The sequence below is a fragment of the Haemophilus sp. SZY H53 genome (genome assembly GCF_054332375.1).
This window is the reverse complement of record NZ_JBTGNV010000005.1, coordinates 143,552-164,320: the sequence shown is the minus strand read 5'-3', so window position 1 is coordinate 164,320 and position 20,769 is coordinate 143,552. Positions and strand designations below refer to the sequence as shown.

Sequence of the window (20,769 nt, the reverse complement as noted above, 5' to 3'; positions counted from 1 at the left end):
ATAAAGTGATTCGATTTTCAAATGTCTCTAAAGCTTATCACGGTGCGACTCAGCCGGCCTTGCAGGGTTTGAATTTTCATCTTCCTGTCGGAAGTATGACTTATCTTGTTGGGCATTCGGGGGCGGGTAAAAGTACCTTACTTAAATTAATCATGGGAATGGAAAAGGCGAATGCCGGTAATATCTGGTTTAATGGTCACGATATTACGCGTTTGTCTAAATATGAAATTCCCTTTTTGCGCCGTCAAATTGGTATGGTTCACCAAGATTACCGTTTATTAACGGATCGTAGTGTGGTAGAAAATGTGGCGCTGCCATTGATTATTGCGGGTATGAACCCAAAAGAAGCGCATACACGTGCATTGGTTGCGTTAGATCGTGTGGGCTTACGTAGTAAAGCGAATTATATGCCGCCACAAATCTCAGGTGGGGAACAACAACGTGTAGATATCGCACGTGCAATCGTGCATAAACCGCAACTTTTATTAGCGGATGAGCCGACAGGCAACTTAGATGGAGAACTTTCTTTAGGGATTTTCAATCTTTTTGAAGAATTTAATCGTTTAGGCATGACAGTATTAATTGCAACACACGATATCAATTTAATTCAACAAAAACCAAAACCATGTCTTGTACTTGAACAAGGCTATTTACGCTATTAAGGATAAAAAATGACAAGACGTATTGATGCTTCTTTTGGCGTGCAAACTGCCTATACATTGCGTTCGGTTTGGAGCGATTTGTTAAAGCGTAAATTTGGTACATTGCTCACAATTCTTGTTATTGCCGTGTCTTTAACAATTCCAACGGTGAGTTATTTGTTATGGAAAAATTTACATTTAGCGACGACTCAATTTTATCCAGAAAGCGAACTCACAATCTACTTACACAAAAATTTAAGTGAAGAAGATGCTAACTTAGTGGTGGAAAAAATCCGTCAACAGGAAGGCGTGGAATCTTTAAATTATGTTTCTCGCCAAGAAAGCTTAAAAGAATTCAAAAGTTGGTCTGGTTTTGGTGAAGAATTAGAGATTTTAGATGATAATCCATTACCGGCAGTCGTGATGGTGAAGCCGTCTAAAGACTTTAATGCATCTGAAAAACGAGCAGAATTACGTACCAACTTAAATAAAATTAAAGGGGTGCAAGAAGTTCGTTTAGATAACGATTGGATGGAAAAATTGACCGCACTTTCGTGGTTATTTGCGCATGTGGCAATTTTCTGCACGGTTTTGATGACCATTGCGGTATTCCTTGTTATCGGAAATAGTATTCGCTCGGATGTCTATAGTAGCCGAGCAAGCATTGATGTGATGAAACTATTAGGTGCTACAGATCAATTCATTCTTCGTCCTTATCTTTATACAGGCATGATTTATGCGGTGTTGGGCGGATTGGTTGCAGCACTCTTTAGCAGTCTTATTGTAGGATACTTTACATCAGCGGTGAAATATGTAACGGATATCTTTGCGGTGACATTTGAGCTCAATGGATTAGGCATTGGTGAGCTAATCTTCTTATTAGTCAGCTGCTTGATTATGGGTTATGTTGGTGCATGGATTGCAGCAACAAGACATATTGCAATGTTAGATAACAAACTATAGATTTCATTTATATTAAAGTGTGGTCATTTTTTGTCGTGTTTTCATCTGAAAAACATTCGGGAAAATGACCGCACTTTTTTGTATGTGGAAATTAATTGAACAAAAAGCTTGCATAATTAGGTGTTTTTGTGTAATATCCACGGGCTTTCAGATATTGAAAGCCGTTTAATGTAATCATTTATTAAACGAGTATTACGATATGTAATACTAACAATGTTTCCGATTTGGAGACTATATAACAGGTAACTTACACCTCCTTTTCTATTTTGAAGTTAGAATTGTGATTGGTGTTAGTTTTTTATTAGCTAAATTTTATTGGAGCTCTGGTCTAATGCAGAACCAAAGAATCCGTATCCGCTTAAAAGCTTTCGATCACCGTTTGATCGATCAATCTACTGCGGAGATCGTAGAAACAGCTAAACGTACTGGTGCACAAGTTCGTGGTCCAATCCCTTTACCAACTCGTAAAGAGTGTTTCACCGTGTTGATTTCTCCACACGTGAACAAAGACGCGCGTGATCAATACGAAATTCGTACACACAAACGTTTAGTAGATATCGTAGAGCCAACAGAAAAAACTGTTGATGCATTAATGCGTTTAGATTTGGCTGCCGGCGTGGACGTGCAGATCAGCCTAGGTTAATTAAGAGGTTATTACAATGATTGGTTTAGTCGGTCGTAAAGTTGGTATGACCCGTATCTTCAATGAAGACGGTGTTTCTGTACCAGTTACCGTTATCGAAATCGAAGCCAACCGCGTAACTCAAGTTAAAACTCTTGAAAACGATGGCTATACTGCAGTTCAAGTTACTACTGGTTCTAAAAAAGCGAATCGTGTAACTAAACCTGAAGCAGGTCATTTCGTGAAAGCAGGTGTTGAAGCTGGTCGCGGTTTATGGGAATTTCGTACTGAAGGTGATGAATTCACTTTAGGTCAAGAAATCAATGTTGACATCTTTGCAGATGTTAAAAAAGTAGATGTTACTGGTACTTCTAAAGGTAAAGGTTTTCAAGGTGGTGTTAAACGTTGGAACTTCCGTACTCAAGATGCTACACACGGTAACTCTTTATCACATCGTGTACTTGGTTCTATTGGTCAAAACCAAACTCCAGGTCGTGTGTTTAAAGGTAAAAAAATGGCAGGACATTTAGGTGCTGAGCGAGTAACCGTTCAATCACTTGAAGTTGTTCGTGTAGATGCTGAGCGTAAATTGCTATTAGTAAAAGGTTCTGTACCTGGTGCTATCAATGGCGATGTTATCGTTAAGCCAGCAGTTAAAGCATAAGTCTAGGAGATAGAGATGGAATTACAAGTTGTAGGTGCAAATGCACTAACTGTTTCTGAAACTACCTTCGGACGTGAGTTTAACGAAGCTTTGATTCACCAAGTTGTTGTTGCTTATGCAGCAGGTGCTCGTCAAGGTACTCGTGCGCAAAAAACTCGTGCTGAAGTGTCTGGTTCAGGTAAAAAACCTTGGCGTCAAAAAGGTACAGGTCGTGCTCGTTCTGGTGATATTAAATCACCAATCTGGCGTTCTGGTGGTACAACCTTTGCGGCTAAACCACAAGATCACAGCCAAAAAGTGAACAAGAAAATGTACCGTGGTGCTATCAAAAGCATTCTTTCTGAATTAGTTCGTCAAGACCGTTTAGTTGTTGTTGAGAAATTCGAATTAGATGCACCAAAAACTAAAGTTTTAGTACAAAAATTAAAAGATTTAGCAGTTGAAGATGCATTAATTATCACAGCAAGTTTAGATGAAAATCTATTCTTAGCGGCACGTAACTTATATAAAGTTGATGTACGTGATGTTCAAGGTATCGATCCAGTTAGCTTAATCGCTTTCGATAAAGTGATTGTTACTGTTGACGCTGTGAAACAAATTGAGGAGATCCTAGCATGAGTCAAGAACGTTTGCTAAGCGTGCTGCGTGCACCGCATATCTCTGAAAAAGCAACTAACAATGCTGAAAAATCTAATACTGTTGTACTTAAAGTTGCTTTAGATGCGAACAAAGCTGAAATTGCTGCTGCTGTTGCTCAATTATTTGAAGTAAAAGTTGACTCAGTTCGTACTGTGGTTGTTAAAGGTAAAACTAAACGCCGTGGTAACAAAATGGGTCGTCGCAGCGACTGGAAAAAAGCTTATGTAACTTTAGCCGAAGGCCAAAACTTGGACTTCGTGGACAGTGCAGAGTAATCGGAGGAAATTAGAGAATGGCTATCGTTAAATGTAAGCCGACCTCCGCTGGTCGTCGTCACGTTGTTAAAATCGTGAACCCTGAATTACACAAGGGTAAACCTTACGCGCCTCTTCTAGATACTAAATCTAAAACTGGTGGTCGTAACAATTATGGTCGTATTACCACTCGCCACATCGGTGGTGGTCATAAACAACATTACCGTTTAATCGATTTCAAACGTAACAAGTTAGATATCCCAGCGGTTGTTGAGCGTTTAGAATATGATCCAAACCGTTCAGCTAACATTGCTTTAGTGCTTTATAAAGATGGTGAACGCCGTTATATCTTAGCACCTAAAGGTTTGTCAGTTGGCGATCAAATCCAATCTGGCGTTAACTCACCAATTAAAGTGGGTAACTCATTACCAATGCGTAATATCCCAGTTGGTTCAACAGTACATAACGTTGAATTAAAACCAGGTAAAGGCGGTCAAATCGCTCGTTCTGCTGGTGCTTATGTACAAATCATCGCTCGTGAAGGCAACTACGTAACTTTACGTTTACGTTCAGGCGAAATGCGTAAAGTATTAGCTGAATGTGTTGCTACAATCGGTGAAGTTGGTAACTCAGAACATATGCTTCGCGTATTGGGTAAAGCTGGTGCTAACCGTTGGAGAGGCATTCGCCCTACAGTTCGTGGTACTGCAATGAACCCAGTAGATCACCCACATGGTGGTGGTGAAGGTCGTAACTTTGGTAAACACCCAGTAACTCCTTGGGGCGTTCAAACTAAAGGTAAGAAAACTCGTCACAATAAACGTACTGATAAATTCATCGTACGTCGTCGTGGCAAATAATTTAAATTAATAAGAGGATAAGCCATGCCACGTTCTCTCAAGAAAGGTCCTTTCCTTGACCTACACTTGTTGAAGAAGGTAGAGAAGGCGGTGGAAAGCGGGGATAAAAAACCAATCAAAACTTGGTCCCGTCGTTCAATGATCATTCCTTCAATGATCGGATTGACCATCGCAGTCCATAATGGTCGTCAGCACGTTCCTGTTTATGTATCTGATGAAATGATCGGCCATAAATTAGGTGAATTTGCACCGACTCGTACATACCGCGGTCACGCGGCAGATAAGAAAGCTAAGAAATAAGAGGTAAATAGATGGAAACTATCGCAAAACATCGTTACGCTCGCACTTCTGCCCAAAAAGCTCGCTTAGTTGCCGATTTAATTCGTGGTAAAAAAGTTGCGCAAGCATTAGAAATCTTAACTTTTACTAACAAAAAAGCTGCGGCTTTAGTGAAAAAAGTATTAGAGTCTGCTATTGCTAACGCAGAGCATAATGATGGTGCAGATATCGATGATCTTAAAGTTGCTAAAATCTTCGTTGACGAAGGTCCTAGCATGAAACGTGTTATGCCACGTGCTAAAGGTCGTGCAGATCGTATTTTAAAACGTACTAGCCACATTACTGTGGTTGTGTCAGATCGTTAATAAGTAGAGGAATAGCAATGGGTCAAAAAGTAAATCCAAATGGTATTCGCCTAGGTATTGTAAAACCTTGGAACTCTACTTGGTTCGCGAATACACAAGATTTCGCCGACAATCTTGACGGTGACTTCAAAGTACGCAAATTCTTAAATAAAGAATTAGCAAACGCTTCGGTTTCACGCATTACTATTGAGCGTCCAGCGAAAAGTATTCGTGTAACAATTCACACAGCTCGCCCTGGTATCGTTATCGGTAAAAAAGGTGAAGATGTTGAAAAATTACGTAACGCAGTATCTCAAATCGCCGGCGTTCCGGCTCAAATCAACATTGCTGAAGTGAAAAAACCGGAATTAGATGCAAAATTAGTTGCAGACAGCATCGCTTCTCAATTAGAACGTCGCGTAATGTTCCGTCGTGCTATGAAACGTGCGGTACAAAGCGCAATGCGTTTAGGTGCTAAAGGTATCAAAGTTGAAGTTAGCGGTCGTTTAGGTGGTGCAGAAATCGCACGTTCTGAATGGTATCGTGAAGGTCGTGTACCTCTACATACTCTTCGTGCGGACATCGATTATAACACTGCAGAAGCTCATACTACATACGGCGTAATCGGCGTTAAAGTATGGATCTTCAAAGGTGAAATTTTGGGTGGAATGGCTGCAGTTGCGCAATCAGAACAACAACCTGCCGACAAGCCTAAAAAGGCTCCGCGTGGCAAAGGTCGTAAGTAAGGAGAAACGCTAAATGTTGCAACCAAAACGTACAAAATTCCGTAAAGTTCACAAAGGCCGTAACCGTGGTATCGCGGGTGGTACTGAAGTTAGCTTTGGTACATTCGGATTAAAAGCAGTTGGTCGTGGTCGTTTAACCGCTCGTCAAATTGAAGCGGCTCGTCGTGCAATGACACGTGCAGTTAAACGTCAAGGTAAAATCTGGATCCGTGTTTTCCCAGATAAACCAATTACTGAAAAACCATTAGAAGTCCGTATGGGTAAAGGTAAAGGTAACGTTGAATACTGGGTAGCCTTAATCCAACCGGGTAAAGTACTTTATGAAATGGATGGTGTGTCTGAAGAGATCGCAAGACAAGCATTTGCATTAGCAGCTGCTAAATTGCCAATCAAGACTACCTTCGTAACTAAGACGGTGATGTAATGAAAGCTCAAGATTTACGTACAAAAAGTGTTGAAGAGCTGAATGATGAATTGGTGAACCTTTTAGGTGAACAATTCAAATTGCGTATGCAAACAGCCACCGGTCAGCTTCAACAAACCCATCAGGCTAAACAAGTGCGTCGTGATATCGCACGCGTTAAAACCATTTTAACTGAGAAGGCGGGTGAGTAATGACTGATAAAATTCGTAGCGTACAAGGTAAAGTTGTTAGCGACAAAATGGAAAAATCTTTCGTTGTTGCTATTGAACGTAAGGTAAAACACCCGTTATACGGTAAATTTATCCGTCGTACAACTAAATTACACGTACACGATGAGAACAACGAAGCCAAATTAGGTGATGTAGTAGAGATTCGCGAATGTCGTCCTCTCTCTAAAACCAAATCTTGGACTTTAGTTCGTGTTGTTGAGAAAGCAGTTATTGCTTAATTAACAAATTAAAAATAAAAGCCAATGGTTTATACCGTTGGCTTTTTTCTTTCCAAAGTTTGCTAAAAAGTCATAAAAATTTGACCGCACTTTAAGCACTCTGACTTAAGCATAAAATTTTGATTGCGTTTCTTCCGTGATTTTGGTAAACTCGGCCACCTATCCATACCTTTCTAAGGTATGGATAGGTTCGTCCCGCAAGGGTGTATTATTAACTTAACGGAGCATAAAATATGATCCAAGAACAGACTATGCTGGATGTTGCCGATAACTCTGGTGCTCGCAGCGTAATGTGTATCAAGGTTCTAGGTGGATCGCACCGTCGTTATGCTGCTATTGGTGATATCATCAAAGTTACTGTGAAAGAAGCAATTCCACGCGGTAAAGTTAAAAAAGGTGATGTATTAAAAGCAGTTGTTGTGCGCACCAAGAAGGGTGTTCGTCGCCCAGACGGATCAGTCATTCGCTTCGATGGTAACGCTTGTGTAATTTTAAACAATAACACAGAGCAACCAATCGGTACTCGTATTTTTGGACCGGTGACTCGTGAACTTCGTTCTGAGAAATTCATGAAGATCATTTCTTTGGCACCAGAAGTACTGTAAGGAGAAGTGAGAAATGGCTGCAAAAATTCGTCAAAACGATGAAGTAATCGTACTTGCCGGTAAAGATAAAGGCAAGCGTGGCAAGGTAACTAAAGTGTTACCAAACGGTAAAGTGTTTGTTGAAGGTATCAACATCATTACTAAACATGAAAAACCAGTTCCTGCTTTAGGACAAGCTGGTGGTTTAGTGAAAAAAGAAGCGGCTATCGATGCTTCTAACGTTGCGATTTTCAATCCAAAAACAAACAAAGCTGACCGTGTAGGTTTTAGATTCGAAGACGGCAAAAAAGTACGTTTCTTCAAATCTAACAATGAAATTATCTAACAAACTGGAGTAATGCGATGGCGAAACTGCATGATTACTACAGAGATCAAGTAGTAAACGAGTTAAAAAATAAATTCGGCTACAAATCTGTCATGCAAGTCCCACGAATCGAAAAGATTACCCTGAATATGGGTGTGGGTGAAGCATTGACCGATAAGAAATTGCTAGACAACGCAGTAGCGGACTTAGCAGCAATTAGCGGTCAAAAACCTTTAGTAACTAAAGCTCGTAAATCTGTTGCTGGCTTTAAAATCCGTCAGGGATATCCAATCGGTTGTAAAGTAACACTACGCGGTGAGCGTATGTGGGAGTTCTTTGAACGTTTAATTACAATTGCTGTTCCACGTATTCGTGACTTCCGCGGTTTAAGTGCGAAATCATTTGATGGTCGTGGTAACTACAGCATGGGTGTGCGTGAACAAATCATCTTCCCTGAAATCGATTACGATAAAGTAGATCGTGTACGTGGTTTAGATATCACTATCACAACTACTGCTAAGAATGATGAAGAAGGTCAAGCACTACTTGCTGCCTTTAATTTCCCATTCCGTAAATAAGGCAGGTTATAATGGCAAAACAATCAATGAAAGCACGCGATGTAAAACGCGTTAAATTGGCTGAGAAATTCTTCGCTAAACGCGCAGAATTAAAGAAAATCATTTCTGATGTCAATGCCTCTGACGAAGATCGTTGGAATGCAGTGTTAAAGTTACAAACTTTACCACGTGATTCTAGCCCTAGTCGTCAACGTAACCGTTGCCGCCAAACTGGACGTCCTCACGGCGTTTTACGTAAGTTTGGTTTAAGCCGTATTAAGGTTCGTGAAGCTGCTATGCGTGGCGAGATCCCAGGCCTTAAAAAAGCGAGCTGGTAATATACCACTTTATTTTGGAATCGGAGAAAAAGTACAATGAGTATGCAAGATCCAATCGCAGATATGTTGACCCGTATTCGTAACGGTCAAGCTGCGAACAAAGTTGCAATCAATATGCCTTCTTCCAAGCTAAAAGTGGCAATTGCCAACGTATTAGCTGCTGAAGGTTATATCGAAAGCGTTAAAGTTTTAGAAGGTGCAAAACCTGAATTGGAAATTACTTTAAAATATTTCCAAGGAAAACCGGTTGTAGAAAGCATCCAACGTGTAAGCCGTCCTGGTCTTCGTATTTACAAACGTAAAGACGAATTACCAAAAGTTATGGGTGGTTTAGGTGTTGCTGTAATTTCTACATCTAAAGGTGTTATGACTGACCGTGCAGCTCGTCAAGCGGGCTTAGGCGGTGAGATCATCTGTTACGTAGCTTAATAAAGGGGTAGGAAAATGTCTCGTGTTGCAAAGGCACCTGTTAATATTCCTGCCGGCGTTGAAGTTAAACTCGACGGTCAGCTATTAACAGTAAAAGGTAAAAATGGCGAGTTATCTCGCACAATTCATAAATCAGTTGAAGTTAAACAAGATAATGGTCAATTTACTTTCACTCCACGTGAAGGTTTTGTTGAAGCGAATGCTCAATCGGGTACAGCTCGTGCATTAGTTAATGCAATGGTTATCGGTGTTACTGAAGGCTTCACTAAGAAATTACAACTAGTGGGTGTTGGTTACAGAGCTCAAATTAAAGGCAACGCAGTTGCATTAAGTTTAGGTTTCTCTCACCCTGTGGAGCACACTTTACCAGCAGGTATTACTGCAGAATGCCCTTCACAAACGGAAATCGTTTTAAAAGGTGCTGATAAGCAGTTAATTGGTCAAGTTGCAGCAGATATTCGCGCTTATCGCCGTCCTGAGCCTTATAAAGGTAAAGGTGTACGTTACTCTGATGAAGTAGTACGTATGAAAGAGGCTAAGAAGAAATAATTAAGGTAACACTATGGATAAGAAATCAGCTCGTATCCGTCGTGCAGCTCGTGCACGTCATATGATGAGAGAGCAAGGTGTAACTCGTCTAGTTATTCACCGTACTCCGCGTCATATCTACGCACAAGTTATTGCACCAAACGGTTCAGAAGTGCTTGCCGCTGCTTCAACTGTTGAAAAAGCAATTCGTGAGCAAGTTAAATATACCGGTAATAAAGATGCCGCAGCAGTAGTAGGTAAACTTGTTGCTGAGCGTGCATTAGCAAAAGGCGTTAAAGACGTTGCTTTTGACCGTTCCGGTTTTAAATATCATGGTCGTGTCCAAACTTTAGCGGACGCTGCACGTGAAGCTGGTCTACAGTTCTAATGAGGTAAATTGAGATGTCAAACATCGAAAAACAAGCTGGTGAACTGCAAGAGAAGCTAATCGCAGTAAACCGTGTATCAAAAACTGTAAAAGGTGGTCGTATTATGAGCTTTACTGCTTTAACAGTAGTAGGTGATGGTAACGGTCGCGTAGGTTTTGGTTATGGTAAAGCTCGCGAAGTTCCAGCAGCGATCCAAAAAGCGATGGAAAAAGCACGTCGCAATATGATTAATGTCGCTTTAAATGAAGGTACATTACAACACCCTGTTAAAGGCGTTCACACTGGTTCTCGCGTATTTATGCAACCAGCTAGCGAAGGTACAGGTATCATCGCAGGTGGTGCAATGCGTTCAGTGTTAGAAGTTGCTGGTGTACGTAACGTTCTTTCTAAAGCGTATGGTTCAACCAACCCAATCAACGTTGTTCGTGCAACTATTGATGCATTAGCAAATATGAAATCACCAGAAATGGTTGCTGCTAAACGTGGCAAAACCGTTGATGAAATTTTGGGGTAATTGATAATGGCTAAAACTATTAAAGTAACTCAAGTTCGTAGCGCAATTGCTCGTTTACCGAAGCACAAAGCTACCTTGCGTGGTCTTGGTCTTCGCCATATGCACCATACTGTTGAGTTAATCGATACTCCGGCAGTACGTGGTATGATTAACCAAGTTTCATACATGGTTAAAGTGGAGGAGTAAGAGAATGCGTTTAAATACTCTATCTCCGGCTGAAGGTGCTAAGCACAGTGCAAAACGCCTTGGTCGTGGTATTGGTTCAGGTTTAGGAAAAACTGGTGGTCGTGGTCATAAAGGTCAAAAATCTCGTACAGGCGGCGGTGTTCGCCGTGGTTTCGAGGGTGGTCAAATGCCATTGTACCGTCGTTTACCAAAATTTGGTTTCACTTCAATGAAATCAGCTGTAACTGCTGAAGTTCGTTTAAACGAATTAACAAAAGTTGAAGGAAATGTTGTCACTTTAGAAGCATTAAAAGCTGCAAACATTTTAACTAAAGATATTCAATTCGCTAAAGTTATCTTAGCTGGTGAGGTGAAATCTGCAGTTACTGTACGTGGTTTACGTGTAACTAAAGGTGCAAAAGCAGCGATCGAAGCTGCTGGCGGTTCAGTTGAGGAATAATTAGCAAATGGCTAAACAACCAGGTTATCAAAGCAGAAGTACTAATAGTGGTACTGGTGAACTGAAAAGCAGATTGCTTTTTGTATTAGGTGCACTTATCGTTTATCGTATTGGTTCTTTTATTCCGCTTCCTGGTATTGATGCCGCCGTGCTAGCTCAATTAGTTGAACAACAAAAAGGCACCATCATTGATATGTTAAACATGTTCTCTGGTGGTGCATTGAGCCGAGCATCAATTTTAGCATTAGGTATTATGCCGTATATCTCGGCATCTATCGTGATGCAATTGCTTGCTACGGTTTCACCTGCTTTAGCAGAATTGAAGAAAGAAGGCGCAGCAGGACAAAGAAAAATTACCAAGTATACTCGTTATGCAACGGTGGTTTTTGCTACTATCCAAGCTATCGCCATTTCTACTGGTTTACCGAATATGTTGCCGCAGTTAGTGCCAAATATCGGTTTTACTTTTTACTTCACTGCAGTAGTGAGTCTTGTGACCGGAACTATGTTCTTAATGTGGTTAGGTGAGCAAATTACTGAAAGAGGTATTGGTAACGGTATCTCAATTCTTGTTTTTGGTGGTATTGTTGCAGGATTGCCACATGCAATCATCGAAACAGTTGAGCAAGCTCGTCAAGGACAAATGCATCCTTTAGTTCTTCTACTAATCGCTGCTATTGTTTTTGCAGTAACTTATTTTGTTGTCTTCGTAGAACGTGGACAACGTAGAATTCGTGTTGAATATGCTAAGCGTCAACAAGGACGTCAAATTTTAGGTGGTCATTCAACTCACTTACCATTAAAAGTTAATATGGCAAACGTAATGCCAGCAATTTTTGCTTCGAGCATTATTTTATTCCCTGCTACATTGACACAATGGTTTGGTCAGAATGATAAGTTTGAGTGGTTAAATGACTTATCAATGTTGTTGAATCCTGGACAACCTTTATATCTTCTTGTTTATGCGGTGGCGATTATTTTCTTCAGTTTCTTCTACACTGCAATGCAATATAATCCACGTGATACAGCAGATAATCTAAAAAAATCTGGTGCATTTATCCCAGGAATTAGACCAGGTGAACAAACGTCGCGTTATATTGATAAAGTCATGACTCGCTTAACATTAATTGGCGGTCTTTATGTAACGTTCGTATGTTTGGTCCCTTACATTATGACATCAGCATGGGATGTTAAATTCTACTTCGGTGGTACTTCCTTATTGATCGTTGTTGTTGTAATTATGGATTTTATCGTGCAAGTTCAGAGTCACTTAATGTCGTCTCAATATGAATCTGCGTTAAAAAAAGCAAACCTTAAAGGTTTTGGACAGTAATTGTTCATTTAAGTAAAAAGGATAAGCAATGAAAGTTCGTGCTTCCGTTAAGAAGATGTGTCGTAACTGTAAAATTGTTAAACGTGAAGGTGTTGTTCGCGTATTATGCAGCGACCCTAAACATAAACAACGTCAAGGTTAATTAACATTTCTTCTTGCAAAGAACCGGTTGAGTAGTTATACTACTCAACTCATTTATGTCCTTGGTATTCTGTTTGAGTATCCTGAAAACGGGCTTTTCAAGATCAGAATACCAAATTAGTTAAAATAATAGGAGTGCATAGTGGCCCGTATTGCAGGCATTAACATTCCTGATCACAAACACGCTGTAATCGCTTTAACTGCAATTTACGGTATCGGTAAAACTCGTTCTAAAAGCATTTGTGCTGCAGCGGGTATTGCTGAAGATGTTAAGATCAGCGAATTGTCTGAAGAGCAGATTGACAAACTGCGTGACGAAGTTGGTAAATTTACCGTTGAAGGTGACTTACGTCGTGAAGTAACACTAAACATCAAACGTCTTTTAGACTTAGGTTGTTACCGTGGTTTACGTCATCGTCGTAGTTTACCGGTACGTGGTCAACGTACTAAAACTAATGCGCGTACCCGTAAGGGTCCACGTAAGCCGATCAAAAAATAGTCGGGGTAAATAAAGAATGGCTAAAACACCAGTTCGTGCACGTAAACGTGTAAAAAAACAAGTTGTAGATGGCGTAGCACACATTCACGCATCTTTCAATAACACAATCGTTACCATTACTGACCGTCAAGGTAATGCTTTAGCTTGGGCTACAGCAGGTGGTTCAGGTTTCCGTGGTTCTCGTAAATCTACCCCGTTCGCTGCACAAGTTGCTGCAGAACGTTGTGCTGAAATCGTTAAAGAATTCGGCTTAAAGAACTTGGAAGTTATGGTTAAAGGTCCGGGTCCGGGTCGTGAATCAACAATCCGTGCATTAAATGCAGCGGGTTTCCGTATCACGAACATCACTGATGTGACTCCGATTCCTCATAACGGTTGTCGTCCACCGAAAAAACGTCGTGTTTAATGGCGTAATAGGATAGTTGGAGAAAGAAAATGGCAAGATATTTGGGCCCTAAACTCAAGCTCAGCCGTCGTGAAGGCACTGATTTATTCCTTAAATCAGGTGTGCGTGCGATTGATTCAAAATGTAAAATTGATACAGCACCAGGTCAACACGGTGCTCGTAAACCGCGTTTGTCTGACTATGGTAGTCAATTACGTGAAAAACAAAAAGTTCGTCGTATCTATGGTATTTTAGAACGTCAATTCCGTAACTACTATAAAGAAGCAAACCGTTTAAAAGGTAATACTGGTGAAAACTTACTAGTATTATTAGAAGGTAGATTGGATAACGTTGTTTATCGCATGGGATTTGCTGCAACTCGCGCAGAAGCTCGTCAATTAGTGAGCCACAAAGCGATTGTCGTGAATGGTCGTGTTGTAAATATCCCATCTTTCCAAGTTTCTGTAAATGATGTCGTTGCTGTTCGTGAGAAATCTAAAAAACAAGCACGTATTAAAGCATCATTAGAATTAGCAGAACAAAGAGAAAAACCAACTTGGTTAGAAGTTGATTCTGCGAAAATGGAAGGTGTGTTCAAACGTGTTCCTGAACGTTCTGATTTATCAGCAGACATTAACGAACATCTGATCGTTGAGCTTTACTCTAAATAATAGTTAAGCTTAAAAGCAAAGAGAGGATAAAATGCAGGGTTCTGTTACAGAATTTTTAAAACCACGCTTAGTAGATATCGAGCAAATTAGCTCTACTCATGCTAAGGTGATCTTAGAACCGTTAGAGCGTGGCTTTGGTCATACTCTAGGGAATGCATTACGTCGTATCCTTCTGTCTTCAATGCCAGGTTGTGCTGTAACTGAAGTAGAAATTGATGGCGTACTGCATGAATATAGTAGTAAAGAAGGTGTTCAGGAAGATATTCTTGAAGTTCTTTTAAACCTTAAAGGTCTAGCGGTTAAAGTACAGAATAAAGATGATGTTATTCTGACATTAAATAAATCTGGAATTGGCCCTGTTGTTGCAGCTGATATCACCCATGATGGTGATGTTGAGATTGTTAATCCATCACATGTAATCTGTCACTTAACAGACGAAAATGCATCTATTAATATGCGTATTCGAGTTCAACGTGGTAGAGGTTATGTACCTGCATCTGCTCGTACTCATTCACAAAATGAAGATCGCCCAATCGGTCGTTTATTAGTAGATGCTTGTTATAGTCCTGTTGACCGTATTGCTTATAATGTTGAAGCAGCACGTGTTGAACAGCGTACTGACTTAGATAAATTAGTTATTGAGTTAGAAACTAACGGGACTATTGATCCGGAAGAAGCAATTCGTCGTGCAGCAACAATTTTAGCAGAGCAACTCGATGCATTCGTTGATTTGCGTGATGTTCGTCAACCTGAAGTCAAGGAAGAAAAACCGGAATTTGATCCGATTTTATTACGTCCTGTAGACGATTTAGAGTTGACAGTTCGTTCTGCTAACTGTTTGAAAGCAGAAACAATTCACTATATCGGTGACTTAGTACAACGTACAGAAGTTGAGTTATTAAAAACGCCTAATCTTGGTAAGAAATCGCTTACTGAAATTAAAGATGTTCTCGCTTCACGTGGCTTGTCACTTGGTATGCGCCTTGAGAATTGGCCACCAGCAAGTATTGCTGAAGACTAGTTTGGTCATAGGTTAAGATTTTTCTGAGAAGGATAAGATCATGCGCCATCGTAAGAGTGGTCGTCAACTAAACCGTAATAGCAGCCATCGCCAAGCGATGTTCCGTAACTTAGCAAGTGCTTTAGTTAGTCATGAAATCATCAAGACTACTTTACCAAAAGCTAAAGAATTACGTCGTGTAGTTGAACCGTTAATTACATTAGCAAAAGAAGATAGCGTTGCAAACCGTCGTTTAGCATTCGCTCGTACTCGTAACATCGAAACTGTTGCGAAATTATTCAATGAATTAGGTCCACGTTTTGCTCAACGTGCAGGTGGTTACACCCGTATCTTAAAATGTGGTTTCCGTGCAGGTGACAACGCTCCAATGGCATACATTGAGTTAGTTGATCGTCCAGAAGTTGCAGAAGCAGCAGCGGAATAATAATTTGTTATAAAATAAAAAGGCTCACATCAGTGAGCCTTTTTTATATCTTGTTTTTCTAAAATTCAGCTTTAGCTCTGAATGTCATTTTTTCACCTGTAATAGGGTGCGTAATCGTAAGTTCTTCTGCATGTAAGCATAAGCGAGGTGACATCGATTTAGCTTGTGGGTGAGCATAAAACTTGTCCCCTAAAATGGGATGTCCAAGCGCGAGCATATGTAAACGAAGTTGATGCGAACGTCCTGTGATTGGTGTCAGTTTCACTCGAGTACAGTTAGTTGGTAACCGTTCTAAAACTTCATAAAAAGTGACCGCTCTTTTGCCAAATACAAAATCAATGCGTTGACGAGGGCGATTTTCCCAATCACAAATCATAGGAAGATTAATTTCCCCACTATCTTGTTCTAAGTGTCCCCATACTAAAGCTTGATAATATTTCTTTGGCTCACGTTCACGGAATTGACGTTTCAATTCTTTATCTGCCACTTTACTTAATGCAAATAGAATAATCCCACTTGTGGCCATATCTAAACGGTGTGCAGGTTCACAAAATCCAAATTTCTCTTTTACTCGGCTCATTGCACTATCGTAGTATTCAGGTTGATTGCCAGGAACTGAAAGTAAACCGCTTGGTTTATTTACCACGCAGATATGATTATCTTGATAGATAATATCTAAATACGGTTCTAAAGGGGGATGGTATTCAATAAGTGCCATATTATTCCTTGTTTGTCACTATTACCCGAAGGCTATCTAATCGCCAGCTTGCTTTACTTAACTCTTCCAGCGAAAGCGCGCGTTGTTTTTCTAATACATCAATTTCCGCCTGGCGAATATTTTTATTTACTGCTTTCAAGGCGATAAGTCGATTGAGTTCATTGCTCAATGTTTGATCGGCTAATCTACTGGCTTCTTGAATTTGAGCTTGTGCGATTTCGGTCATTTTGTGATCGCCTAGTTTAATTAATTGCTCAATATTTGGACGAGCCATTTTGACCATTTTATTCGCAATGTCTTTGCCTAGCGGCTTAAGTTTATTTTGCAATGTATCAAAATTAACTTGTCCGGCGAGATCGTTTCCTTTGCTATCCAGTAATAAGCGAACAGGTGTAGGTGGAAGAAAACGATTCAGTTGTAAACCTTTTGATGATTGGCTTTCAATCATATAAATCAATTCAATCAGCAGCGTGCCAGCTGGTAGCTGTTTATTGACTAATAATGCCATTGATGCTTTGCCAATGTCACCAGAAGCGATTAAATCAATGCCTTGGCGTATCATTGGATGATCCCAAGTAAGAAATTCTAATTCCTCACGCGCAAGAGCAAGTTGTCGGTCAAAAGTTACTGTGACACCTTCTTCTTTTAGTCCTGGAAAATCAGGAACAAGCATGGTGCCCGTTGGCGTGATAACAATGCTGCTTTCACCTAAATCATCTTGCTCTACGCCAATAATATCAAATAAATTCAGTGCAAAATCGACTAATTGTGGCGAATTATCGGTTTGAGCAATTTCTGACGCAAGTCGTTGTGCCTTTTCTCCACCATTAGAATTTAATTCTAACAAACGATCACGCCCTTTCTCTAAGGCTAAGCGCAATATTTTTGCTTGTTTTTGCGTTTGGAGAATGAGTTGCTCAAAATCCGCTTTGTTTTCTGACCGCACTTTTAATAAAGCTTCATATTGTTCAAACAATGTCATACCAATAGGGCAAGTTTGTTCAAAAGCATTTAATCCTTCATGATACCAGCGTGCTAAATCTTGTTGTGCAGAACCTGCGAGGATGGGTACGTAAATTTGTACATCTCGCGTTTGTCCAATACGATCTAAACGGCCGATACATTGCTCAAGTAAGTCTGGATTCTCTGGTAAATCGAAGAGTACGAGATGACAAGCAAATTGGAAATTTCTGCCTTCAGAACCAATGCTTGAACTCAGTAAAACTTGAGCGCCATTATCGGTATCGGCAAAATAAGCTGCCGCACGATCTCGTTCAATAATTGACATTCTTTCATGGAAAACAGCACTACGAATGGCTTCTTTTTCTCGTAAAACTTGCTCAAGTTGAATTGCCGTTTGTGCTGTTTTACAAATGACTAAGATTTTTTCATTTCGGTGTGATTTTAGAAAATCAATTAACCAATGAATTTTTTCGTCTACTTCAGACGCATCAATCGTTATTTGATGGTAAACCCGATGCGGGAAACCTTTCACCCCTTGGCGTGTATTGCGAAATAAAATACGGCTTGTGCCATGTCTGTCGATGAGATTTTGAATGAGTTCTTGGCGTGCCGCTTGCTTTTCGTCGTCATTATGACAGTCTAAGGCTTTGAATAATGGTTCGACATCCTGCTCATTGAGTAAATCAGAAATATGATTTTTTTCGACCGCACTTAGCGGCTTCTCTGAGAGTAAAGATTGCACCGCATCCGCAACAGGTTGGTAATTTTCCTGTTCTTTTAGGAAAGCTTGGTAATCATAAAAACGCTCAGGATCAAGCAAGCGCAAGCGTGCGAAATGGCTTTCTAAACCTAGTTGTTCAGGCGTGGCAGTGAGTAATAAAACAGACGGAATACCCTTCGCTAATTGTTCCACCAATAAATAAGCGGTACTTGGTGCATTTTCAGACCAAGCCAAATGATGCGCTTCATCGACAATTAAACAGTCAAATTCAGCTTCAATGGCTTGTTGTACGCGATGAGGATGTGCTTTTAACCAATCTAATGCGCAGATAATTAAGCTTTCCGTGCTAAATGGATTGATGGCTTGTTCGGCAAAATCTTCACAACGTTCTTCATCAAATAATGAAAAATGTAGATTAAAACGACGAAGCATTTCCACAAGCCATTGATGTTGTAAGGTTTCCGGTACAATAATTAACACACGTTGTACTTTTTCAGCAAAAAGCTGGTTTTGCAAAATCATCCCCGCTTCAATGGTTTTGCCTAACCCCACTTCATCCGCTAAGAGTACGCGAGGATTGATACGATTTCCTACCTCTTGCGCAATATGAAGCTGATGAGGAATTAAACCCGCACGATTGCCTCGTAAGCCTCGTAAAGGCGATTGAAATTGAGCTTGTTGATGCAGAAGGGTTTGATAGCGCAACGCAAAATGTTCACTGCGATCAATTTGTGATGAAAAGAGGCGATCTTTCGCTTGGCTAAAAGATATTATCGGAGAAAGTTCTTTTTCATTGACGATAACATCTTCGCCTTGTGCATTTTTGACTAAATAAAATAAGAGACCATTCATTTCTTGAATATCAAGGACTTCACCCTGCCAACCTGCTTGGTGATGAAGTTGTTCCCCTTTATTCAATGCAATTCGGGTTAAGGGTGCTTGCGCTACCGCATAAATTCGGGTTTCATCTGCGGCAGGAAAGTGAAGGGTAACCGTGCGAAAATCTAAGGCAGTAATCATTCCTAATCCAAGGCTATTTTCTGTTTCGCTAATCCAACGTTGACCGATTGCAAATAACATCATGTTTCTCTTAATGAATCTCTTAAAATGGGGCGATATTGTAGTCTGATTATAAGGGAATGCAAGGCGCACACGAGTAAAAGCATGAAAAATAAAGTGTGATTTTTCTCACAATAATTAAATTAAATGTCACCTAAGCTTTACTTTAAAAAAGTGCGGTGTAAAAATGACGTACTTTTTCATAAAACAGGAGTGTTCCATGAATTGGACAGAACGACTTAAAGAAGAATTTTTATCCGGTTGGAAGCCTTTTGAAGTGGCGTGGATAGTTATTTTTCTTGCTGCACAAATTATTGCTTATGTTCTTGCGCCGGATAGCCCATTAGGCATGATTTCGGGGATTGCTGGTATTCTCTGTGTGGTATTGGTGAGTAAAGGGAAAATTAGCAACTATTTCTTTGGGCTTATTTTTGCTTACACCTATTTTTATGTCGCCTGGGGAAACAATTTCCTTGGTGAAATGAATACGGTGCTCTATGTGTATATCCCATCACAATTTATCGGTTATTTTATGTGGAAACAACACATGCAAAACGATAATGGTGGTGAAAGTGTAATTGCAAAAGCCTTAACGCCAAAAGGTTGGGCAATTTTACTCGTGAGTGTTGGGATTGGTACTTTTTGCTTTGTTCAAGCCTTAAAAGCGGCAGGCGGGAGTTCTACAGGATTAGATGGTTTAACCACGATTATTACCGTAGCAGCGCAATTATTGATGATTTTACGTTATCGTGAGCAATGGTTATTGTGGATTGTTTTAAATGTGCTTTCCATTTTGCTTTGGGCAGAACAGCCGGCAATGTACTTGATGTATAGTGCTTACTTACTTAACTCATTATACGGTTATTACAACTGGACGAAACTCGTCAAAGCGGAAAGTCACTAATCACATTAATTAAAAAGGGCATAGTAATATGCCCTTACATTTTTAAATAAAATGCCTTCGTCAACGCAATAAATTCCTCTGTGTACTGATTGTTTTCATCATAAATCACCAAGCTATCTTTTACCTGTGGTAAATGCTCTCGGCTAAATGTGAGTAACATCCGTTGTGGATCTTTCCCTGTCTTTGTAATAACATCAGTCTGCTTGATGCAATAAAGTGCGGTTGAATTTATCAATATTTTTCCCGCCTCATGAGGCAAGATAAAACTGATCTTTCCTTTTTCGGATAAACAACTCGCCGCCCAATTTAACCAATCTAAATGGCTTTGTTGAACATAACGGGCAAGGGCTCGTTCGTCATTTTTACACTCTACACCTTGTGCAAAATAAGGTGGGTTCGCCACAATTAAATCAAATTGATGCGCTGTTTGTTGGCAATAAGCTTGCACGTCTTGGCGTGTTAAATGAAGACGATTGTGCCATGGCGAAGCCTTGAAGTTTTCTTGTGCTTGTTGTGCTGCAAGGGGATCAAGTTCAACGGCTTCAATTTGGCAATGCTCATGACTTCGTTGGGCAAGCATTAATGCAACCAAGCCTGTGCCAGTCCCCATATCAAGAATACGCTGACAATCAGACACATCCGCCCAAGCACCCAGTAAAATGCCGTCAGTGCCGACTTTCATTGCACAATGTTGTTGATTAATATGGAATTGTTTGAAGGTAAAGCTGCTCATAAAATCTTGCGGAAAATGACCGCA

The 20,769-nt window shown here is 40.2% G+C and carries 34 protein-coding genes; 31 read left to right on the top strand and 3 right to left on the bottom strand.

Annotation, left to right across the window (positions count from 1 at the left end; genetic code table 11):
• Positions 1–5: 5 nt before the first annotated feature.
• The 30 genes from ftsE to rplQ all read left to right on the top strand — a co-directional run bounded on the left by ftsE (position 6) and on the right by rplQ (position 15,647).
• On the top strand, positions 6–662 hold the full coding sequence (gene ftsE, locus ACXVWB_RS06660; RefSeq protein WP_049363949.1) for a cell division ATP-binding protein FtsE: 657 nt from the start codon (positions 6–8) through the stop codon (positions 660–662).
• 9 nt (positions 663–671) lie between these two features.
• Positions 672–1,604, top strand: coding sequence for a permease-like cell division protein FtsX (gene ftsX / locus ACXVWB_RS06655; protein WP_128787961.1), 933 nt, complete (start codon positions 672–674; stop codon positions 1,602–1,604).
• A 331-nt stretch (positions 1,605–1,935) separates the two neighbouring features.
• Entirely contained in the window at positions 1,936–2,247 is a 312-nt protein-coding gene (gene rpsJ, locus ACXVWB_RS06650) for a 30S ribosomal protein S10 (protein ID WP_148328709.1), read from the top strand.
• A gap of 16 nt (positions 2,248–2,263) precedes the next feature.
• Positions 2,264–2,890 carry a 50S ribosomal protein L3 gene (gene rplC, locus ACXVWB_RS06645; RefSeq protein WP_049357253.1) on the top strand — a complete coding sequence of 209 codons (627 nt, stop codon included), beginning with the start codon at positions 2,264–2,266 and terminating at the stop codon, positions 2,888–2,890.
• 15 nt (positions 2,891–2,905) lie between these two features.
• The gene (gene rplD / locus ACXVWB_RS06640; RefSeq protein WP_005695085.1) at positions 2,906–3,508 is read left to right on the top strand and encodes a 50S ribosomal protein L4; all 603 of its coding nucleotides are present in this window, start codon (positions 2,906–2,908) and stop codon (positions 3,506–3,508) included.
• On the top strand, positions 3,505–3,804 hold the full coding sequence (gene rplW, locus ACXVWB_RS06635) for a 50S ribosomal protein L23 (protein ID WP_005632756.1): 300 nt from the start codon (positions 3,505–3,507) through the stop codon (positions 3,802–3,804). Before rplD ends, rplW begins: the two co-directional genes overlap by 4 nt.
• Positions 3,805–3,821: 17 nt before the next feature.
• A complete protein-coding gene (gene rplB, locus ACXVWB_RS06630) occupies positions 3,822–4,643 on the top strand; it encodes a 50S ribosomal protein L2 (RefSeq protein ID WP_014064570.1) in 822 nt (273 codons plus the stop codon).
• A 24-nt stretch (positions 4,644–4,667) separates the two neighbouring features.
• Positions 4,668–4,943 (top strand): 30S ribosomal protein S19, encoded by a 276-nt coding sequence (gene rpsS, locus ACXVWB_RS06625; RefSeq protein WP_005539416.1) that lies wholly within the window; start codon positions 4,668–4,670, stop codon positions 4,941–4,943.
• A gap of 11 nt (positions 4,944–4,954) precedes the next feature.
• Complete coding sequence (rplV, locus tag ACXVWB_RS06620; RefSeq protein ID WP_005625897.1) at positions 4,955–5,287, top strand: 50S ribosomal protein L22; 333 nt, start codon at positions 4,955–4,957, stop codon at positions 5,285–5,287.
• 17 nt (positions 5,288–5,304) lie between these two features.
• Positions 5,305–6,012 (top strand): 30S ribosomal protein S3, encoded by a 708-nt coding sequence (gene rpsC, locus ACXVWB_RS06615; protein WP_049363953.1) that lies wholly within the window; start codon positions 5,305–5,307, stop codon positions 6,010–6,012.
• Between the two features lie 13 nt (positions 6,013–6,025).
• The gene (rplP, locus tag ACXVWB_RS06610) at positions 6,026–6,436 is read left to right on the top strand and encodes a 50S ribosomal protein L16 (RefSeq protein WP_005695088.1); all 411 of its coding nucleotides are present in this window, start codon (positions 6,026–6,028) and stop codon (positions 6,434–6,436) included.
• On the top strand, positions 6,436–6,627 hold the full coding sequence (rpmC, locus tag ACXVWB_RS06605; protein WP_014064571.1) for a 50S ribosomal protein L29: 192 nt from the start codon (positions 6,436–6,438) through the stop codon (positions 6,625–6,627). The genes rplP and rpmC overlap by 1 nt, the downstream gene beginning before the upstream one ends.
• Entirely contained in the window at positions 6,627–6,884 is a 258-nt protein-coding gene (rpsQ, locus tag ACXVWB_RS06600; RefSeq protein ID WP_005695091.1) for a 30S ribosomal protein S17, read from the top strand. The genes rpmC and rpsQ overlap by 1 nt, the downstream gene beginning before the upstream one ends.
• 233 nt (positions 6,885–7,117) lie before the next feature.
• Complete coding sequence (gene rplN / locus ACXVWB_RS06595) at positions 7,118–7,489, top strand: 50S ribosomal protein L14 (RefSeq protein ID WP_005619403.1); 372 nt, start codon at positions 7,118–7,120, stop codon at positions 7,487–7,489.
• A 13-nt stretch (positions 7,490–7,502) separates the two neighbouring features.
• Entirely contained in the window at positions 7,503–7,814 is a 312-nt protein-coding gene (gene rplX / locus ACXVWB_RS06590; protein WP_005695092.1) for a 50S ribosomal protein L24, read from the top strand.
• 17 nt (positions 7,815–7,831) lie between these two features.
• On the top strand, positions 7,832–8,371 hold the full coding sequence (gene rplE / locus ACXVWB_RS06585; RefSeq protein ID WP_005695093.1) for a 50S ribosomal protein L5: 540 nt from the start codon (positions 7,832–7,834) through the stop codon (positions 8,369–8,371).
• 11 nt (positions 8,372–8,382) lie between these two features.
• Positions 8,383–8,688, top strand: a complete 306-nt coding sequence (gene rpsN / locus ACXVWB_RS06580) for a 30S ribosomal protein S14 (protein ID WP_007242504.1) — start codon at positions 8,383–8,385, stop codon at positions 8,686–8,688.
• Between the two features lie 36 nt (positions 8,689–8,724).
• Positions 8,725–9,117: a 30S ribosomal protein S8 gene (gene rpsH / locus ACXVWB_RS06575; RefSeq protein WP_005625877.1), complete on the top strand. Its 393-nt coding sequence runs from the start codon at positions 8,725–8,727 to the stop codon at positions 9,115–9,117.
• 15 nt (positions 9,118–9,132) lie between these two features.
• On the top strand, positions 9,133–9,666 hold the full coding sequence (gene rplF, locus ACXVWB_RS06570; RefSeq protein WP_049357263.1) for a 50S ribosomal protein L6: 534 nt from the start codon (positions 9,133–9,135) through the stop codon (positions 9,664–9,666).
• Between the two features lie 13 nt (positions 9,667–9,679).
• The gene (rplR, locus tag ACXVWB_RS06565; RefSeq protein WP_005695097.1) at positions 9,680–10,033 is read left to right on the top strand and encodes a 50S ribosomal protein L18; all 354 of its coding nucleotides are present in this window, start codon (positions 9,680–9,682) and stop codon (positions 10,031–10,033) included.
• Positions 10,034–10,047: 14 nt separating this feature from the next.
• Complete coding sequence (gene rpsE, locus ACXVWB_RS06560) at positions 10,048–10,548, top strand: 30S ribosomal protein S5 (RefSeq protein WP_005695098.1); 501 nt, start codon at positions 10,048–10,050, stop codon at positions 10,546–10,548.
• Positions 10,549–10,554: 6 nt separating this feature from the next.
• Complete coding sequence (gene rpmD, locus ACXVWB_RS06555; RefSeq protein ID WP_046339253.1) at positions 10,555–10,734, top strand: 50S ribosomal protein L30; 180 nt, start codon at positions 10,555–10,557, stop codon at positions 10,732–10,734.
• A gap of 4 nt (positions 10,735–10,738) precedes the next feature.
• Positions 10,739–11,173, top strand: a complete 435-nt coding sequence (gene rplO, locus ACXVWB_RS06550; RefSeq protein ID WP_005695100.1) for a 50S ribosomal protein L15 — start codon at positions 10,739–10,741, stop codon at positions 11,171–11,173.
• Between the two features lie 7 nt (positions 11,174–11,180).
• A complete protein-coding gene (secY, locus tag ACXVWB_RS06545; protein ID WP_005695101.1) occupies positions 11,181–12,506 on the top strand; it encodes a preprotein translocase subunit SecY in 1,326 nt (441 codons plus the stop codon).
• A 28-nt stretch (positions 12,507–12,534) separates the two neighbouring features.
• Positions 12,535–12,648 (top strand): 50S ribosomal protein L36, encoded by a 114-nt coding sequence (rpmJ, locus tag ACXVWB_RS06540; protein ID WP_005625868.1) that lies wholly within the window; start codon positions 12,535–12,537, stop codon positions 12,646–12,648.
• A 141-nt stretch (positions 12,649–12,789) separates the two neighbouring features.
• Positions 12,790–13,146 (top strand): 30S ribosomal protein S13, encoded by a 357-nt coding sequence (rpsM, locus tag ACXVWB_RS06535; protein ID WP_005548758.1) that lies wholly within the window; start codon positions 12,790–12,792, stop codon positions 13,144–13,146.
• Between the two features lie 16 nt (positions 13,147–13,162).
• Positions 13,163–13,552 carry a 30S ribosomal protein S11 gene (rpsK, locus tag ACXVWB_RS06530; RefSeq protein WP_005543603.1) on the top strand — a complete coding sequence of 130 codons (390 nt, stop codon included), beginning with the start codon at positions 13,163–13,165 and terminating at the stop codon, positions 13,550–13,552.
• A gap of 29 nt (positions 13,553–13,581) precedes the next feature.
• Positions 13,582–14,202 (top strand): 30S ribosomal protein S4, encoded by a 621-nt coding sequence (gene rpsD / locus ACXVWB_RS06525; protein WP_005625866.1) that lies wholly within the window; start codon positions 13,582–13,584, stop codon positions 14,200–14,202.
• 31 nt (positions 14,203–14,233) lie between these two features.
• A complete protein-coding gene (locus ACXVWB_RS06520; protein ID WP_005695102.1) occupies positions 14,234–15,223 on the top strand; it encodes a DNA-directed RNA polymerase subunit alpha in 990 nt (329 codons plus the stop codon).
• Positions 15,224–15,263: 40 nt separating this feature from the next.
• Positions 15,264–15,647 (top strand): 50S ribosomal protein L17, encoded by a 384-nt coding sequence (rplQ, locus tag ACXVWB_RS06515; RefSeq protein ID WP_005695104.1) that lies wholly within the window; start codon positions 15,264–15,266, stop codon positions 15,645–15,647.
• Between the two features lie 58 nt (positions 15,648–15,705).
• Here rplQ and rluA read toward each other — a convergent pair whose 3' ends face one another.
• Together rluA and rapA are read right to left on the bottom strand one after the other, a co-directional pair.
• A complete protein-coding gene (gene rluA / locus ACXVWB_RS06510; protein ID WP_289902153.1) occupies positions 15,706–16,365 on the bottom strand; it encodes a bifunctional tRNA pseudouridine(32) synthase/23S rRNA pseudouridine(746) synthase RluA in 660 nt (219 codons plus the stop codon).
• A 1-nt stretch (position 16,366) separates the two neighbouring features.
• The gene (gene rapA / locus ACXVWB_RS06505) at positions 16,367–19,129 is read right to left on the bottom strand and encodes an RNA polymerase-associated protein RapA (protein ID WP_128788042.1); all 2,763 of its coding nucleotides are present in this window, start codon (positions 19,127–19,129) and stop codon (positions 16,367–16,369) included.
• A 199-nt stretch (positions 19,130–19,328) separates the two neighbouring features.
• Here rapA and pnuC point away from each other — a divergent pair, with 199 nt between their 5' ends.
• A complete protein-coding gene (gene pnuC / locus ACXVWB_RS06500; RefSeq protein ID WP_128787964.1) occupies positions 19,329–20,012 on the top strand; it encodes a nicotinamide riboside transporter PnuC in 684 nt (227 codons plus the stop codon).
• 34 nt (positions 20,013–20,046) lie between these two features.
• Here pnuC and ACXVWB_RS06495 read toward each other — a convergent pair whose 3' ends face one another.
• Positions 20,047–20,745 (bottom strand): tRNA1(Val) (adenine(37)-N6)-methyltransferase, encoded by a 699-nt coding sequence (locus ACXVWB_RS06495; protein ID WP_172622026.1) that lies wholly within the window; start codon positions 20,743–20,745, stop codon positions 20,047–20,049.
• Positions 20,746–20,769: the final 24 nt, after the last annotated feature.

Coding starts and splice junctions, on each gene's coding strand:
- ftsX (WP_128787961.1), top strand. CDS start 672: ATGACAAGACGTATTGATGCTTCTTTTGGCGTGCAAACTGCCTATACA.
- rpsJ (WP_148328709.1), top strand. CDS start 1,936: ATGCAGAACCAAAGAATCCGTATCCGCTTAAAAGCTTTCGATCACCGT.
- rplC (WP_049357253.1), top strand. CDS start 2,264: ATGATTGGTTTAGTCGGTCGTAAAGTTGGTATGACCCGTATCTTCAAT.
- rplD (WP_005695085.1), top strand. CDS start 2,906: ATGGAATTACAAGTTGTAGGTGCAAATGCACTAACTGTTTCTGAAACT.
- rplW (WP_005632756.1), top strand. CDS start 3,505: ATGAGTCAAGAACGTTTGCTAAGCGTGCTGCGTGCACCGCATATCTCT.
- rplB (WP_014064570.1), top strand. CDS start 3,822: ATGGCTATCGTTAAATGTAAGCCGACCTCCGCTGGTCGTCGTCACGTT.
- rpsS (WP_005539416.1), top strand. CDS start 4,668: ATGCCACGTTCTCTCAAGAAAGGTCCTTTCCTTGACCTACACTTGTTG.
- rplV (WP_005625897.1), top strand. CDS start 4,955: ATGGAAACTATCGCAAAACATCGTTACGCTCGCACTTCTGCCCAAAAA.
- rpsC (WP_049363953.1), top strand. CDS start 5,305: ATGGGTCAAAAAGTAAATCCAAATGGTATTCGCCTAGGTATTGTAAAA.
- rplP (WP_005695088.1), top strand. CDS start 6,026: ATGTTGCAACCAAAACGTACAAAATTCCGTAAAGTTCACAAAGGCCGT.
- rpmC (WP_014064571.1), top strand. CDS start 6,436: ATGAAAGCTCAAGATTTACGTACAAAAAGTGTTGAAGAGCTGAATGAT.
- rpsQ (WP_005695091.1), top strand. CDS start 6,627: ATGACTGATAAAATTCGTAGCGTACAAGGTAAAGTTGTTAGCGACAAA.
- rplN (WP_005619403.1), top strand. CDS start 7,118: ATGATCCAAGAACAGACTATGCTGGATGTTGCCGATAACTCTGGTGCT.
- rplX (WP_005695092.1), top strand. CDS start 7,503: ATGGCTGCAAAAATTCGTCAAAACGATGAAGTAATCGTACTTGCCGGT.
- rplE (WP_005695093.1), top strand. CDS start 7,832: ATGGCGAAACTGCATGATTACTACAGAGATCAAGTAGTAAACGAGTTA.
- rpsN (WP_007242504.1), top strand. CDS start 8,383: ATGGCAAAACAATCAATGAAAGCACGCGATGTAAAACGCGTTAAATTG.
- rpsH (WP_005625877.1), top strand. CDS start 8,725: ATGAGTATGCAAGATCCAATCGCAGATATGTTGACCCGTATTCGTAAC.
- rplF (WP_049357263.1), top strand. CDS start 9,133: ATGTCTCGTGTTGCAAAGGCACCTGTTAATATTCCTGCCGGCGTTGAA.
- rplR (WP_005695097.1), top strand. CDS start 9,680: ATGGATAAGAAATCAGCTCGTATCCGTCGTGCAGCTCGTGCACGTCAT.
- rpsE (WP_005695098.1), top strand. CDS start 10,048: ATGTCAAACATCGAAAAACAAGCTGGTGAACTGCAAGAGAAGCTAATC.
- rpmD (WP_046339253.1), top strand. CDS start 10,555: ATGGCTAAAACTATTAAAGTAACTCAAGTTCGTAGCGCAATTGCTCGT.
- rplO (WP_005695100.1), top strand. CDS start 10,739: ATGCGTTTAAATACTCTATCTCCGGCTGAAGGTGCTAAGCACAGTGCA.
- secY (WP_005695101.1), top strand. CDS start 11,181: ATGGCTAAACAACCAGGTTATCAAAGCAGAAGTACTAATAGTGGTACT.
- rpmJ (WP_005625868.1), top strand. CDS start 12,535: ATGAAAGTTCGTGCTTCCGTTAAGAAGATGTGTCGTAACTGTAAAATT.
- rpsK (WP_005543603.1), top strand. CDS start 13,163: ATGGCTAAAACACCAGTTCGTGCACGTAAACGTGTAAAAAAACAAGTT.
- rpsD (WP_005625866.1), top strand. CDS start 13,582: ATGGCAAGATATTTGGGCCCTAAACTCAAGCTCAGCCGTCGTGAAGGC.
- ACXVWB_RS06520 (WP_005695102.1), top strand. CDS start 14,234: ATGCAGGGTTCTGTTACAGAATTTTTAAAACCACGCTTAGTAGATATC.
- rplQ (WP_005695104.1), top strand. CDS start 15,264: ATGCGCCATCGTAAGAGTGGTCGTCAACTAAACCGTAATAGCAGCCAT.
- rluA (WP_289902153.1), bottom strand. CDS start 16,365: ATGGCACTTATTGAATACCATCCCCCTTTAGAACCGTATTTAGATATT.
- rapA (WP_128788042.1), bottom strand. CDS start 19,129: ATGTTATTTGCAATCGGTCAACGTTGGATTAGCGAAACAGAAAATAGC.
- pnuC (WP_128787964.1), top strand. CDS start 19,329: ATGAATTGGACAGAACGACTTAAAGAAGAATTTTTATCCGGTTGGAAG.
- ACXVWB_RS06495 (WP_172622026.1), bottom strand. CDS start 20,745: ATGAGCAGCTTTACCTTCAAACAATTCCATATTAATCAACAACATTGT.